The sequence below is a fragment of the Nocardiopsis sp. NPDC055879 genome (assembly GCF_053615935.1).
In genome coordinates this window covers 90,610-105,260 of record NZ_JBSHCT010000006.1, presented here as the reverse complement: position 1 = coordinate 105,260, position 14,651 = coordinate 90,610, and the positions used below count along the sequence as shown (strand labels likewise).

14 protein-coding genes are annotated in these 14,651 nt (G+C 70.3%); 9 read left to right on the top strand and 5 right to left on the bottom strand.

Going from position 1 to position 14,651, the window contains the following annotated elements:
- Nucleotides 1-33: 33 nt before the first annotated feature.
- Nucleotides 34-1,389 carry a CitMHS family transporter gene (locus tag ACWGKS_RS08760; RefSeq protein ID WP_358506131.1) on the bottom strand — a complete coding sequence of 452 codons (1,356 nt, stop codon included), beginning with the start codon at nt 1,387-1,389 and terminating at the stop codon, nt 34-36.
- 114 nt (nt 1,390-1,503) lie between these two features.
- Here ACWGKS_RS08760 and ACWGKS_RS08755 point away from each other — a divergent pair, with 114 nt between their 5' ends.
- Complete coding sequence (locus tag ACWGKS_RS08755; protein ID WP_358506128.1) at nt 1,504-2,430, top strand: LysR family transcriptional regulator; 927 nt, start codon at nt 1,504-1,506, stop codon at nt 2,428-2,430.
- Between the two features lie 25 nt (nt 2,431-2,455).
- On the opposite strand, the gene ACWGKS_RS08750 is transcribed toward ACWGKS_RS08755, so the two are convergent.
- Entirely contained in the window at nt 2,456-3,511 is a 1,056-nt protein-coding gene (locus ACWGKS_RS08750) for an aminotransferase class V-fold PLP-dependent enzyme (RefSeq protein ID WP_358506125.1), read from the bottom strand.
- An 83-nt stretch (nt 3,512-3,594) separates the two neighbouring features.
- Nucleotides 3,595-4,134, bottom strand: coding sequence for a MarR family winged helix-turn-helix transcriptional regulator (locus tag ACWGKS_RS08745; protein WP_087103498.1), 540 nt, complete (start codon nt 4,132-4,134; stop codon nt 3,595-3,597).
- A gap of 237 nt (nt 4,135-4,371) precedes the next feature.
- On the opposite strand from ACWGKS_RS08745, the gene ACWGKS_RS08740 reads away from it, so the two are divergent.
- Genes ACWGKS_RS08740 through fahA form a run of 5 tightly spaced genes read left to right on the top strand, consistent with a single transcriptional unit; the run spans nt 4,372 to nt 10,412 of the window.
- Nucleotides 4,372-5,334, top strand: a complete 963-nt coding sequence (locus ACWGKS_RS08740; protein ID WP_087103500.1) for an MBL fold metallo-hydrolase — start codon at nt 4,372-4,374, stop codon at nt 5,332-5,334.
- Nucleotides 5,335-5,393: 59 nt separating this feature from the next.
- A complete protein-coding gene (locus tag ACWGKS_RS08735) occupies nt 5,394-7,076 on the top strand; it encodes an FAD-dependent monooxygenase (RefSeq protein WP_358506120.1) in 1,683 nt (560 codons plus the stop codon).
- Nucleotides 7,077-7,132: 56 nt separating this feature from the next.
- Entirely contained in the window at nt 7,133-8,338 is a 1,206-nt protein-coding gene (locus ACWGKS_RS08730) for a homogentisate 1,2-dioxygenase (protein WP_087101761.1), read from the top strand.
- Between the two features lie 11 nt (nt 8,339-8,349).
- Nucleotides 8,350-9,180 (top strand): hypothetical protein, encoded by an 831-nt coding sequence (locus ACWGKS_RS08725; RefSeq protein WP_087101759.1) that lies wholly within the window; start codon nt 8,350-8,352, stop codon nt 9,178-9,180.
- A gap of 20 nt (nt 9,181-9,200) precedes the next feature.
- Nucleotides 9,201-10,412 (top strand): fumarylacetoacetase, encoded by a 1,212-nt coding sequence (gene fahA, locus ACWGKS_RS08720; RefSeq protein WP_358506114.1) that lies wholly within the window; start codon nt 9,201-9,203, stop codon nt 10,410-10,412.
- A 65-nt stretch (nt 10,413-10,477) separates the two neighbouring features.
- Here fahA and ACWGKS_RS08715 read toward each other — a convergent pair whose 3' ends face one another.
- Nucleotides 10,478-11,491 carry a hypothetical protein gene (locus tag ACWGKS_RS08715; RefSeq protein ID WP_358506111.1) on the bottom strand — a complete coding sequence of 338 codons (1,014 nt, stop codon included), beginning with the start codon at nt 11,489-11,491 and terminating at the stop codon, nt 10,478-10,480.
- A 287-nt stretch (nt 11,492-11,778) separates the two neighbouring features.
- Between ACWGKS_RS08715 and ACWGKS_RS08710 the strand changes: the two genes are divergently transcribed.
- Complete coding sequence (locus ACWGKS_RS08710; protein WP_223809112.1) at nt 11,779-12,621, top strand: YihY/virulence factor BrkB family protein; 843 nt, start codon at nt 11,779-11,781, stop codon at nt 12,619-12,621.
- Here the strand turns inward: ACWGKS_RS08710 and ACWGKS_RS08705 are convergent.
- On the bottom strand, nt 12,618-13,445 hold the full coding sequence (locus ACWGKS_RS08705) for a helix-turn-helix domain-containing protein (RefSeq protein ID WP_067599598.1): 828 nt from the start codon (nt 13,443-13,445) through the stop codon (nt 12,618-12,620). The two genes, ACWGKS_RS08710 and ACWGKS_RS08705, sit on opposite strands and share 4 nt — an antisense overlap.
- A 141-nt stretch (nt 13,446-13,586) precedes the next feature.
- Between ACWGKS_RS08705 and ACWGKS_RS08700 the strand changes: the two genes are divergently transcribed.
- Together ACWGKS_RS08700 and ACWGKS_RS08695 are read left to right on the top strand one after the other, a co-directional pair.
- Nucleotides 13,587-13,844: an Atu4866 domain-containing protein gene (locus tag ACWGKS_RS08700; RefSeq protein WP_067599704.1), complete on the top strand. Its 258-nt coding sequence runs from the start codon at nt 13,587-13,589 to the stop codon at nt 13,842-13,844.
- On the top strand, nt 13,844-14,578 hold the full coding sequence (locus ACWGKS_RS08695; RefSeq protein WP_067599601.1) for an SDR family oxidoreductase: 735 nt from the start codon (nt 13,844-13,846) through the stop codon (nt 14,576-14,578). Before ACWGKS_RS08700 ends, ACWGKS_RS08695 begins: the two co-directional genes overlap by 1 nt.
- Nucleotides 14,579-14,651: the final 73 nt, after the last annotated feature.

Below are 14,651 nucleotides of genomic sequence, written 5' to 3'. Positions count from 1 at the left end.
GGTATCGGTACGTGTGTTCGGTTCCGCGCGGGGTCAGGACACCCAGAGCGGGATGACGCCCGTGGCCACCGCCGCGCCGAAGACCACCAGGCTCACCAGCCAGGCCCACGGCAACAGGAAGCGGATGTGCGAGCCGATGGAGACCCCGCTCAGCCCCACCAGCAGGTAGAAGGAACCGGTCATCGGGCTGATCGGGAAGCCCACGGTCTCCTGACCGGTGATGGAGGCCTGGGCCACGTGCGACGGTTCCACCCCGAATTCCGCGCCCACGGCCGTCAGCACCGGCATCACGGCGAAGTAGTAGGCGTCCGGTCCGAAGAGCAGGCTCATGGGCACCGCGAGGACCCCGATGAGCAGCGGCAGACCCGGGCCGAGGAAGGTGGGCATCGCCCCGGTCATGGCCTGGGCCATCGCGTCGATCATCCCGCTCTCCTCCATGACCCCGAGGAACACCCCGGCGGCCAGCAGGGTGCTGGCCATGAGAATCGCGCCCTTGGCGTGGGCGTCGATGCGGGCGGTCTGCTCCTTCATGCCGGGGTAGTTCAGGACGAGCGCGACGACCAGGGCGAGCATGAACACCAGCTCAGGCGGCAGCACCCCCGAGATGAGCACGCCCACGGTCGCCAGGGTCAGCAGCGCGTTGAGCCGGTACAGGCGCGGGCGCAGCAGTTCGGGGTTCTCGGACTCGTAGACGGGGGCCTGCTCCGCCGCTCCGCTCGCGGTGTGGTCGCCGCCGCCCACGCGACTCGGCGCCCGTTCCTCGGTCGGGACCGCGCGGAGCCGGTTCCGCTCGCGCACCCCCAGGTAGTAGGCGATGGCCACGCAGGTGATCATGCCGATGATCTGGGCGGGGATCAGCGGGACCCACAGGTCGTTGGCGGGGATCCCGCTGGCGGTCGCGGCCCGCGCGGTCGGTCCGCCCCAGGGGACGAAGTTCATGATTCCCGCGCCCAGGCCGGTGAGCGCGGCCAGGACCACGCGTCGCATGCCGAGCGCGTCGTAGAGCGGCAGCATCGCCGGGATGGTGATGAGGAACGTGGTGGCCCCGGCCCCGTCCAGGTGGGCCACCATCGCCAACACCACCGTGGCCACCGCGATGGTCACCGGGTTGTCGCCAGCGAACCGCAGCACCCGGCGGACGATGGGGTCGAACAGGCCCGCGTCGCGCATCACCCCGAAGTACAGGATGGCGAAGACGAACATGGCCGTGGTCGCGGCGACCCCGCCGATGCCCGCCGTCGCGAACTCCGCGACCTCGTCGGGACCGAAACCCATCAGGAACGCCGCGGCGACGGGTACCCCGATCAGGGCGACCACCGCGCCCACGCGGTTGGACAACAACAGCGCGAGCACCACGGCGATGGTCGCGAATCCCATGACGGTCAACATGCGGTCGGCTCCTCGGCTTCCAGGGGGTTGTGGCGCGGGCCACACGCGCCATGTTCGCCCTGGTCGTCCTTGCCTGTCCAGCATCGATCGGGCATTGACCTATGCTCTGAGAGCATGGATCTAACGCTGAGGCAGTTGGAGGTCTTCGCGACCGTCGCCCGTCGCGGGAGTTTCACCGAGGCCGCCGAACGGCTCCACGTCGCCCAGTCCTCCCTGAGCCGCACCGTGAAGTCGATGGAGCGGAGCCTGGGCGTGTCCCTGCTGGAGCGCACCACCCGCAGGGTGCGCTGCACCCCCGAGGGCGAGGAGGTGCTCGCGGTGGCCGAACGCCTGCTCTCCCGGCACCGGGCGGAGATGAACGGCCTGGAACGCTACCTGCGAGGTGATCGCGGCACGGTCACCGTGTCGACCCTGCCCTCCCTGGCGGCCACCCTGTTGCCCCCGGCGATCGTGCGCCTGCGCGAGGAGGCCCCCGAGGTCGACGTGCACGTCCTTGACGGCATGGCCGAGTCGGCCCTGGACCGGTTGGAGGCGGGCGAGAGCGACCTGGCGTTGGTGGCCGTGGGCCGGCTCCGTCCGGGACTCCACGCCTCGGCCCTGGTCCGTGACCGCTTCCTGGCGGTCCTGCCACCGGGGCACCACCTCGCGGAGCGGGACGAGACCACCTGGGCCGAACTGGCCGCCGAGCCCTTCGTCGTCACCGGTGGGGACTCCAGTGTCCGCAGGGTCGTGGAGGACGCCCTACGCGACTCGGGCGTGGACGAGCCGCACCTGATCCAGGCCGGCAACATCTCCACCGTGGGCGGTCTGATCGGCGCGGGAATCGGGGTCTCGGCCCTGCCCGCGCTCACCCTGCCGTTGATGGGCTTCGCCGAACACGCGCGGGTGCCGCTCCAGGGTCCGGTGACCGAACGCCGCATCAGCGTGGTCGTACCCGAACACCGGACCCTGGGGCCGGCCGCCGCCCGCCTGCTGCGGGTGTTGCGGCGGATGCGCGCCCTGGAACATCCCCTGCCCGAGGGCGCCGTCTGGGAGCCCTGACGGTTCCCGGCCGGTGCCGCCGGCCTCAGCGCGGGTCGGCCAGGACCTCCAACAGGCGGTCCACGTCGGTATCGGTGTTGTACAGGTGGAACGCCACCCGCAGTCGGCCATCGCGCACGGCCGCCGCGATACCCGCCTCGGCCAGACGCTCGGCCGCGCCCTCCGGCGCGGGCAGCGAAACGATCGCCGATCCCTTGCCTTCCAGACCCGCCTCGGCGCGGAACCGGTCGGCCAGGGCGACGTCGTGCTCGTGGATGGCCGGCACTCCCACCCGTTCGATCAGGGCCAGGGAGTGTTCCAGGGAGACGAACGCCGGCCACACCGGTGCCATGTCCAGGCGGTTCGCCTCGGTGCCGTGTTCGATCGCGGCCCCGTACAGCGAGTCCCACTGATCCACGGCCGAGTACCAGTTGGCGGCCAGGGGTCGCAGTTCGCTCAGCGCCTCGGTGGTCCCGGACAGGAACGCCGAACCCCGGGTGCCCAACAGCCACTTGTAGGCGCTGCACACCACGTAGTCGAACCGATCGTCGTCGCTGGGCAGCCAACCCGTGGACTGGGTGGTGTCCACCAGGGTCCGGGCGCCGTGGTCGGCGCAGGCCACGACGAGATCGTCCAGCGGGGCCAGGGCACCGTCGGCGGACTGGACCGCCGAGACCGCCACCAGCGCGGTGTCGGGGCGCACCTCGTCGGGCAGTCGGTCCAGGGGTACCTCGCGCACCCGTAGTTCGGAGCGGACGGAGAACGGGTGCACGGTGGAGCTGAACTCGTTCTCGGCGACCAGGACCTCGGACCCGGCGGGCAGGCTCGCGGCGACCGTTCCGGTGAACTGGGAGGTGTGCGTGCCGATGGCCACGCGGTCCGGGGTGAGTCCGGTCAGGCGGGCGTAGGCGGCGCGGGCGCGTTCGATGCCCGGGTCCTGGGCACCGGCGGAGAACCGCCCCGTGGCCACCTCGTGGATGTGCTCTTGGAGGGCCCGACTCGCCGGGTGGGGCGTCAGGCCGTGGGTGGCGGTGTTGACGTAGGTGCCGTGCGCGGAGAACTCCCGTTGCGCCTCTTGCAGGCGCTGTGCCGTCTGGTCCATGGGAGGCATGGTCACAGGGCAAGGGGAGCGCTTCAAGGGCCGATCCGGTCGGGAGTGGCCCCTTCTCGGTCGGGCCGGCCCGGTCAGTTGCGGAACTTGGCCTGTGCGTCGGTGGAGCCGGCCATGAGTTTGTTGAGCAGGCGGACCAGTTCGCGGCGTTCCTCGGGTTCGAGGGCCTCGGCCCAGGCGCTCTCGCGGCGGTTGTGCGCGCGGAACACGCCCAGGATCGCCCCGTAGCCGGCCTCGGTCAGGCTGAGCTGGAGCGCGCGCCGGTCGTGGGTGGCGCGTTCGCGGGAGAGCAGTCCGTCCCGTTCCAGGGTGTTGAGCAGGGCGGACAGAGCAGCGCGGCTCATGCCGGAGATCTGGGCGGTGGTCTTGGCCTCCATGGGTCCGGCGAGCCAGAGCGCGAAGAGCACACGAAAGCCCGGCCAGGTCCAACCCCGTGGGCGGTGTACCGAGGACTCCAGGTCGTAGACGACCATGCTCGTCGCCCGGTTGAGGGTGAGGATCATGCGCATGGCCTCGGCGTTGACGGAGGGAAGCTCGCGTTCGGCCTTGTGCACCGCGTAGTCCACGAATGACCAGAAGGTGAGCTCGTCGGGGGGTGCGGTGTTGTGAGTCACGACGGCCAGCCTATAACTCGGCCCTTCGTCGGGTCGTTCTCGGTCGCGGTGGCGGGCACGTCGTGGATCGGCGCTCGAAGGGCGAAGGAGTAGCCTGCTTCTGTGAGCCGCGTCACCGATGCTTGGGGTCTGGGACCCATGGTGCTGTGGTGCGCGACACGTTATGGTCAGATTCATCAAACATTTGATCATTTGGGCGGTTCGAGCCGTCCGCGACGAGTGAAGGGCCCTTCGACCATGGCAGCCAAGCCGTTCGCCTCCTCCGCCGACACCCAGGCCAAGGAACAGACCCTCGAAGTCCTGGCCGACGGCGTCTACGCCCTCACCGCGGAGGGCGACCCCAACGTGGGCGCCATCGAGGGCGAGGACTTCGTCGTGGCCTTCGAGGCACTGGCCACCCCCACCGCCGCCGGGGAATGGCTCGCCAAACTGCGCGAGCACACCGACAAGCCCGTCCGCTACCTGGTGCTCTCGCACTACCACGCGGTCCGCGTCCTGGGCGCCAGCGCCTTCGACGCCACCATCATCCTCACCCACGAGAAGACCCACGAACTCATCCGCGAACGCGGCAAGGAGGACTGGGACAGCGAGTTCGGCCGCATGCCGCGCCTGGCCAAGGACGCCGACTCCGTGCCCGGCCTGACCTGGCCCACCCAGACCTTCGCCGACCGCACCACCATCGACCTGGGCGGCGACCGCGGCGAACTCGTCCTGCAGTACTTCGGACGCGGCCACACCGAGGGCGACATCGTCGCCTGGCTGCCCGAACAGAAGATCCTCTTCGCCGGCGACCTCGTCGAGGCCCAGGCCGCCCTCTACACCGGCGACGCCTTCCACAAGGACTGGGCCGGCGCCACCCTCGACAACGTCAAGGCCCTCCAGGCCGAGATGCTCGTCGGCGGACGCGGCGCCGTCAGCCGCGGCCGCGCCGAGGTGGACGCCGCCATCGAACAGACCCGCAACTTCCTCGACGTGATGATCCGCGAGGTCGGCGCCGTCCACGAACGCGGCGGCACCCTCAAGGAGGCCTTCACCGCCACCCACGTCGCGCTGGTCGACGACTACGGCCACTGGCCCATCTTCGAGCACTGCCTGCCCTTCGACGTCTCGCGCCTGTGGGACGAGTTCTCCGGCATCGAACGACCCGTCATCTGGACCGCGGAGCGCGACCGCCAGGTCTGGGATCAGTTGCAGGACTGACCCTCCCTCTCCACCATCCACCGCGCCCGTACGGGGCGCCCCGAGATACGGAGCCCACCATGCCGCACCCCCCGGCGCCCCGACCACCCGCGGACCCCACCACCGACCCCGTCCTGGTGCTCGGCGCGGGACCGGTCGGACAGACCGCGGCCCTACTGCTCGCCCGACGCGGGGTCCCCGTACGGATCGTCGACGCCCGCCCCGGGCGCGACGCGGTCGGTTCCAAGGCCATCTGCCAGCAACGCGACGTCCTGGACGTGTGGGAATGGCTCGGCGGCGGCATCATCGCCGAAGAAGGCCTGACCTGGAACACCGCTCGCACCTTCTACCAGGGCCACGAACTGTTCAGCGTGCGCCTGCCCGACCCGGGAGCCTCCTCCCTGCCCTCCTTCGTCAACCTCTCCCAGTCCCGCACCGAGGAGGTCCTCGACGACCTCCTCGCCGAGGCCGGGATCGTCATCGGCTGGAACCACGAGGTCACCGGCCTGGACCAGGACGAACACGGTGTCAACGTCGAGTGCGCCACCCCGCACGGACCCGTCCGCCTGCGCGGCTCCCACGCGATCTCCTGCCTGGGCGCCCACGGCGGCGTCGTCCGCGAGGCACTGGGCGTGGACTTCACCGGCACCAGCTTCGACGACCGCTTCCTCATCTGCGACATCCGCGCCGACCTGGGCGACTGGGAACGCGAACGCCGCTTCTACTTCGACCCCGAGTGGAACCCCGGCCGACAGGTCCTCATCCACCCCTGTCCCGACTCGGTGTTCCGCATCGATTGGCAGGTCCCCGCCGACTTCGACCTGGAGACCGAGGAGTCCAGCGGCCGCCTCGACGCCCGCATCCGCCAGATCGTGGGCGAGACCCCCTACGAGATCGTGTGGCACTCGGTGTACCGCTTCCACACCCGGGTGGCCGACCGCATGCGCCGAGGCCGGGTCCTGCTCGCCGGGGACAACGCCCACCTGGTCGCCCCGTTCGGCGCCCGCGGCCTCAACTCCGGGGTCCAGGACGTCGAGAACGCCGCCTGGAAGATCGCCTACGTCCGCCACGGGTGGGCCGACGAGACGCTCCTGGAGAGCTACCACACCGAACGTCACGCCGCCGCCCTGGAGAACGCCGACATCACCAGCGCCACCATGCGCTTCCTCGTCCCCCACGACGAGGCCGATCACCGGATGCGCCTGGAAGTGCTCCAGCGCGCCCTCACCGACCCCGACGTCCACCCGAAGGTCGACTCCGGGCGCCTGGCCGAACCGTTCTGGTACTGCGACTCGACCCTCACCACACCCTGCCCCGAACGGCCCTTCGGCGGTCGACCCCCGCGCGGTCAGGCGCCCACGCCCTGCCCCGGCGTGATCCTGCCCGACGTGCCGCTGGCCCTGGCCGAGCGACCCGACCTCATCCGACTGCGACCCCTGCTGCGCGAAGGCCTCACCCTGCTGCTGGGCCCCGCCCCCGAGGGAACCGACGCCGAGACCCTGCGCGCCGCCGTGCACACCATCGCCTCCCGGGCCACCCCCGCCCCGGTCGCCACCCACCACCTGGTCGACGTCGATCCCACCGGTGCCCTGTGCCAGGCCCTGACCCCCGAGCCCGGGCAGGTGTGGCTGATCCGCCCCGACGCCCACGTCGCCGCGGTCGTCGCCGGCACCGACACCGACGCCGTGCGCGCCGCCGTAGGCACGGCCCTGGGCCGGGCCGTCACCGAGACCGCGCCCGCGTGGTCCACCGCCCTGACGTAGGACACCGCCCGCCCGGGCATCCCACCAGCAGACCCACGAACTCCAGGAGGACGACGATGGCCCACTACCGCCAGGTCGGCGAGGTGCCCCGCACCCGTCACACCCAGCACCACAACCCCGACGGCGGCCTGTACTACGAGGAGCTCATGGGGGAGGAGGGCTTCTCCGCCGACTCCTCCCTGCTCTACCACCGGGCTATCCCGTCGGCCATCGTCGACGCCGCCGAGTGGGAGGTCCCCGACCAGTCCCGCAAGCGCAACGCCCCGATGATCCCTCGCCACCTCAAGCTCCACGACCTCTTCCAGGGCCAGGAGTGGAAGGCCGCCGACGTCGTGGAGTCCCGCCGCCTGGTCATGGGCAACGACGACGTGCGCATCTCCTACGTCGTGGCGGGGGCGCCCTCGCGCCTGTACCGCAACGGCATCGGCGACGAGTGCGTCTACGTCGAATCCGGCACCGCCCGCGTGGAGACCGTCTTCGGTGTGCTGGAGGTGGGCCGCGGCGACTACGTCATCCTGCCCCGGGCCACCACCCACCGCTGGGTGCCCACCGGCGACGAACCGCTGCGCGCCTACGCCATCGAGGCCAACAGCCACATCGCCCCGCCCAAGCGTTACCTGTCCCGCTACGGCCAGTTCCTGGAGCACTCGCCCTACTGCGAACGCGACCTGCGCGGCCCCCAGGGACCACTGCTGGCCGAGGGCGAGAACGTCGACGTGCTCATCAAGCACCGAGGCGACGGCCCCGGCGGCATCTCCGGCACCGTCTACACCTACCCCACCCACCCCTTCGACGTCGTGGGTTGGGACGGCTGCCTGTACCCGTACGCGTTCAACGTCGAGGACTTCCAACCCATCACCGGCCGCGTCCACCAGCCGCCGCCCGTCCACCAGGTCTTCGAGGGCAACAACTTCGTCATCTGCAACTTCGTGCCCCGCAAGGTCGACTACCACCCCGCTTCCATTCCGGTGCCCTACTACCACTCCAACGTCGACTCCGACGAGGTCATGTTCTACTGCGGCGGCGACTACGAGGCCCGCAAGGGGTCCGGCATCGGGCAGGGCTCCATCTCCCTGCACCCGGGCGGGCACTCCCACGGCCCCCAGCCCGGCGCCTACGAGCGCAGCGTCGGCGTGCAGGCCTTCGACGAACTCGCCGTCATGGTCGACACCTTCCGACCCCTGGACCTGGGCGAGGGCGGCGTCGCCGTCGACGACGGCGTCTACGCCTGGACCTGGTCCAAGGGCCGGCGGGACAAGTGACGGGAGAAGGCATGGGTGACGTCCTCTACCGAGGCCTGTTCGACGACGCCGCGCTGTTCCCACCCGGCAACGCGCCCATGGGCCAGGCCCTGCCCGCGCACCGGGAGCACCGCGCGTCCGGGCGTGCCCGCTACGTGGGTCCCTTCCTGGTCTCGGGCGGTCGCGTGGGTGAACTGCGCGCCGTCCTGGCCCGCGAGGAACCAGCGTCCGAACCGCTGGACGTGGTCATCACCGTCCCCGGTGGCGCCGACGACGTACCCGGCGCCCTCGACTCGCTCGGCGTCGACCCGGTCCTGAACCTGGTCGGCATGGAGGTCGCCGCCGCACCGGGCGAGGCCTCCGACACCGCCACCGCGCTCACCAAGGCACTGCCGGGCGGCGCGGTCGGCTACGTCGAGGTGGCCCGAGGAGTGAAGGCGGGCGCCGACATCGCCGCCCTGGCCGGCACCGGCGCCAACGCCAAGTTCCGCACCGGCGGGGTGAAGGCCGAGGCCCATCCCACCGAGGCCGAACTGGCCGACCTGCTCTGGGCGGCCATCACCGCCGGGGTCCCGTTCAAGTGCACGGCCGGACTGCACCACGCCGTCCGCCACACCACCGACGAGGGCTTCGAACAGCACGGATTCCTCAACGTCCTGCTGGCCACCCATACCCTGCTGAACGCGGGGTCGGCGGCCGACGCCGAAGCGGCCCTGGCCGACCGGGACGGTCGCGCACTGGCCGCCCGTATCGCCGCCCTGTCCGACCTCGAACAGGCCGAGATCAGAGCCCGGTTCCGTTCTTTCGGCACGTGCAGCATCATCGACCCCCTGGAGGACCTCACCGTCCTCGGGGCCCTCTAACGACCCGGAAAGCGAGTTCCATGCCCGACAGTTGGCTCGACATCGCCCCCGACGCGCAGTTCGGCCCGGCGACCCTGCCCTATGGGGTGTACACCGTCGACGGCGCGCGCCCCCGCGTGGGCGTGGCCGTGGGCGAGTACGTGCTGGACCTGGGCGCGGTGGCCCGCGCCCAGGGGGCACCGTTCGCCGAGGCGGTGAGCGGCCCGAACCTGGACGCCCTGATGGCCGCCGGTCGGCCGGTGTGGGACCAGGTGCGCCAGAGCCTGACCACCTGGCTCACCGACCCCGTCCACGAGCAGGTCGTGCGCCCCCACCTGGTGGACCGCGCCGCGGTGACGCTGCACCTGCCGTTCACCGTCGGCGACTACGTGGACTTCTACGCCTCCGAGCACCACGCCACCAACGTCGGTCGCATCTTCCGGCCCGAGCAGGAGCCACTGACTCCCAACTGGAAGCACCTGCCCATCGGCTACCACGGCCGTTCGGGCACCATCGTGGTCTCGGGCACCGACATCGTGCGCCCCACCGGCCAGCGCAAACCGCCCACCGAACCCGTCCCGGTGTTCGGTCCCTCCGCGCGCCTGGACATCGAGGCCGAGGTCGGATTCGTCGTCGGCACACCCAGCGCCATGGGCGAACGGGTGCCGGTGGACGACTTCGCCGACCACGTGTTCGGGGTGTTCCTGCTCAACGACTGGTCCTCGCGCGACCTCCAGGCCTGGGAGTACGTGCCGTTGGGCCCGTTCCTGGGCAAGTCGTTCGCCACGTCCATCTCGCCGTGGATCGTGCCGGTCGCCGCCCTGGAGTCGGCCCGCGTGGAACAGCCCGCCCAGGACCCGGAGCCGCTGCCCTACCTGAAGGGCGAGCGGTCGTGGGGCTTGGACCTGCGCCTGGAGGTGCGGCTCAACGGACACGTGGTGTCCAACCCGCCCTTCTCCCAGATGTACTGGACCGCCGCCCAACAGTTGGCGCACATGACCGTCAACGGGGCTTCGTTGCGCACCGGCGACGTGTACGCCTCCGGTACCGTCAGCGGCCCCGAGGTGGAACAGCGTGGTTGCCTCCTGGAACTGACCTGGTCCGGCAAGGAGCCCATCAAGCTGCCCGACGGCACCGAACGCGCGTTCCTGGAGGACGGTGACGAGGTCACCATCACCGCCACCGCCCCGGGCCCCGACGGAACCAGGGTGGACTTCGGCGAGGTCACCGGCAAGATCCTCCCTGCCCGCTGAACCCAGCGATGATCTTGCTCGCAGCGCCCATTTGGGCGCCCAACATGGCGCTGCGAGCAAGATCGTCAGGGTGAGGAAGTGGCCCCGGCTTTGATGAGGGTCGCCAAGACGTACTGGGGACGCTTGAGGTCCTGCCAGGTGAAGCGTACGAGTCGAGTCCCCGGGTGCCAGGCCTGCAAACCGTTCTGCCTGACTCGGTCTCGGGCGAGGACCTCGGGCAGACTGTGCGGGCCGATCCCGTCCGCTTCTCCGATCACTCGCAAGCCTTCCCACCAGAAATCGACCACGCCGATGAGACTTCCTCCGGCGTCGTAGAAGGGACGTTGCAGTTCGGTGGGAGGGAGACCACCATCGGTGCAGATCAGACGAATTCTGGTCTCCAGCGGGCTCTGTGAACGACCATCGGCCAGGTGCCACCACGGACGGACCCGTACACACCCCCTGCGCCCGCGATTGGCCGATTCCAAGTGCTCGAACTCCTCCTCGCCCACGAGCCTCTGGTTGAGAACCGAGTCCATGAGGCAGACGGCGGTATCCCGGCCGACGCGCAAAAGGGTGTCACGCAGGGTCCTTCCGGGGGTCGTCAAGCGCAGAACCTCATCGATGCCGGTGACCTCATCGGGCAGTGTGTCCCAGGTGTGGAGGACGATGCCACGGATGTGCCGTTGCGCGCCCAGAGCCGGGAGGACCATGTGGACGGTCTCGCCATCCCAGCGCGGTAGCCCTTGCATCCGCCACAAGTGGGCGGCGGTTTCGGCGCCCGCGAAGGAAGCGGGACCCAAAGCCAACTGGGCCGCCATGACCTTCGTGCGAAGGTGCTGTTCGGGGTCGTCGACGCTGAGTAGGGCACGGACGGAATACACCCGGGGGAGGGGGTGCCCCCACTGCCCGGCCCGTAGGAATCTACGGATGTCGCTCCAGGTGAGCCCGGTTCTGAGGGCCTGCTCCCATGTGAGGAGTCCGTACTGACGTGCCGCGATCCCGAGCACGGCGGTGTACGTGCCGTCCGCCGGCACGTCGCGCACGGACGCGATGACATGACGATTCCCGGCTCTGGGCCCGGGAGAGGTGGAGCTCATGACACCACGGTGTGTCGACGGCGCGAAGGACGCCAGCCCGTTCTTCCGAACTGTGGATAACCGGCCCTCTCCCTGGCGATGATCTTGCTCGTAGCGCCCATTTGGGCGCCCAACATGGCGCTACGAGCAAGATCATCGGAATTCCGGGCCTCGGCCGGGTCACGTGGTTCTCGCCCTCTTGTCGCCGACAATGAGGGGCCCAGGGCCAGGGAGGGCGGATGTCGGAAGAGCGGGGTCGGAGCGAAGGAGCGCGCCGCGCGTCGGGTGCCGTCGCGTGGCGACCGGCCTTGCTTTCCAAAGCGGACCTGCGCGCCGTCGCCGCACGGGTCTGGCGGGACCTGAAGGAGAGCCAGTTCAGCCTGCTCGCCGCGGGAATGGCGTTCCGGGCGCTCCTCGCGCTGTTCCCCGCCCTCATCGCCGTGGTCAGCGTCTTCGGAATCCTCGCCGACCCGGACGACCTCACCGACCAGATCGGCACCTGGCTGCACGCCGTCCCCAAAGCCGCACGGGAGCTGATCGAGGACCAGCTCCGCACCATCATCGCGACCGACACCGGGACCCTCGGGTTCGCGTTCGGCGGCTCCGTCCTCCTGGCGACCTGGAGTGCCTCCGGCGGCATGTACGGGCTGATGCAGGGCTGCAACGCCGCCTACGACGTCGTGGACAGGCGCAACTACCTCGTCAAGCGCGGCATCGCCCTGTCGTTGGCCCTGGGCGTGGGCGCCTTCCTGTGCGTCGGTGCCGGTTCGATGGTCGTCATCCCGGTACTGCTGGACCAGGTCGGCCTGAACCGGATCGCCGCACTCCTGGTCATCGTCGGCCAGTGGATCGTGCTCGGGTGCGTGACCGTCATGGGCCTGGCCGTCGTCTACCGGATCGCGCCCCACCGCGAGTCACCCTCGGGCCGCCGGCTCACCCCGGGCGTGTTCATCGCGACGGTGTTGTGGGTCGCGGGCTCCTGGGTGTTCACCTTCGCCGTGCAGCGGTTCGGCCACTTCGGCGCGACCTACGGCACACTCGCCGGGGTGATCGTACTGATGCTGTGGCTGTGGTTGTCCTCGATGATCGTGCTGTTGGGGGCCGTGGTCAACGCCGAACTCGAACGTCGGCGCGTGACCGCCCCGACCTAGGGCGTGTACGTCTTGGCGGACAGAGCACCGAGCAGCGCGAGGGCCTCGGCGCTACGGCTCGCCGGCTCCGCCTGGTAACAGAGCAGCTGTTGGCCCGGCGTCTCGGCGACGTCGAAGGTGTGCACCCGAAGCGTCAGCTCACCGACCAGTGGATGCACGAAACCCTTGACCTCCATGCGTTTGCCACGGGCCTGGTTGTGTTCCCAGAACCGCGCGAACTCCGGGCTCGCCCCGAGGAGACCGTCGACGAGCGAACGAATACGCGGATGCTCCGGCGCCCGCCCCTGCGCCAACCGGAGCGCGGCCACCGAGTTGCGCGCCGCGAGCCACCAGTCGGCGTGGAACTCGCGGGCGTCCGGGGCGAGGAACACGTGCTCCACCAGGTTGCGGCCGACGGGAAAGCCGAGGTAGAGGGCCTCGCCGAGCACGTTGTGCGCGAGAACGTCGTAGGCCGCGTTGGTGATGAGCACGGGGGTGTCCGGCCACGAGTCCATCAGCCGCAACAGGTGCGGGTCCACCCGCCGCGCACCGAGATCGGCGCGTGGACGGGGCGCCAGGCCGGCCAGGCGGTAGAGGTGCTCGCGCCCGTCGTCGTCCAGGGCGAGCGCGTCGGCGAGAGCGTCCAGGACCTGCGCCGACGGACCGGTCTCACGCCCCTGTTCGAGCCGGACGTAGTAGTCCACGCTCACGTCGGCGAGCATCGCGACCTCCTCCCGGCGCAGTCCGGGAACCCGACGCCGGGCGTTACCGCGCAATCCCACGCTCTCCGGCGCGGTCGCGTCACGGCGGGCCCGCAGGAACCGGGCCAGGGCAGGTGTGGTCATGGCCGAAAGCTACCCCGCGCCGGGCCCGGGAGGGAGGGTGCGGTGCACCCAGGCTCGCACCGGCCTGGTCCGGTCGGCCGAGCGCGCACAGGGTGGTGTTCCGACAGAAGAAGGACTCCCGCCCAGAGGATGAGCAACGCGATGACAGACCATCCCTACGTCGGCCTGTGGGTCACCGCCGACGGCCACATCCGACACGAACTGTTGCCGGAGGGACGCTACGTCGAGGCCCGAGGCAGCCGGGAACGCGCCTACACCGGCCGGTACACGGTGACCGGCACGCACATCGACTACGTCGACGACACCGGTTTCAGCGCCGACGGCGACTTCGTCGAAGCGAACACCCTGCACCACGCCGGCATGGTGCTCACCCGTCGCGCCGAAGAGGAGAACGCCTGATGAAGGAGATGTCGGACAAGGTCGTACTCATCACCGGAGCCTCCAGCGGCATCGGAGAGGCGACCGCGCTGCACCTGGCCGAGCGGGGTTGCGTCGTGGTGCTGGGAGCGCGCCGAATCGACCGGCTGCGGTCGCTGGTCGAGCGCATCGAAGAGATCGGAGGGCGGGCCCACGCCCACCCCCTCGACGTGACCGACGCCGACGACGTGCGCGCCTTCGTCGACCGCGCCGTCACCGAGCACGGGCGCGTGGACGTACTCGTCAACAACGCTGGCGTCATGCCGTTGTCGCCGCTTGCCGCGCTCAAGACGGACGAGTGGACTCGCATGCTCGACGTCAACGTGCGTGGACTGCTGCACGGCATGGCCGCGGTACTCCCCGTGTTCGAGGCCCAACGCGGCGGCCACGTCGTGACGATCGCCTCGGTCGGGTCCCACGAGGTGTCGCCCACGGCGGCCGTCTACTGCGCCACCAAGTCCGCCGCCTGGGCGATCACCGAGGGGTTGCGCCTGGAGAGCGAACCCTGGCTGCGCGTATCGACGATCACGCCCGGCGTGGTCGAGTCCGAACTCGCGGAGACGATCACCGACCGCACCGCACGCGAGGCGATGGTCGCCTATCGGGCCAACACGATCCCGGCGGCGGCGATCGCCCGCGCCATCGCCTTCGCCATCGAGCAGCCAGAAGAGGTCGACGTCAACGAGATCGTGGTGCGGCCGACCGCGCAGCGTTGAGGTGAAGCGGCCGGTGCGTCCTACGTGGTTCCCAGGGGCCCGAGGGACGCACCGGTCCCGTTCTCGCTAGGCT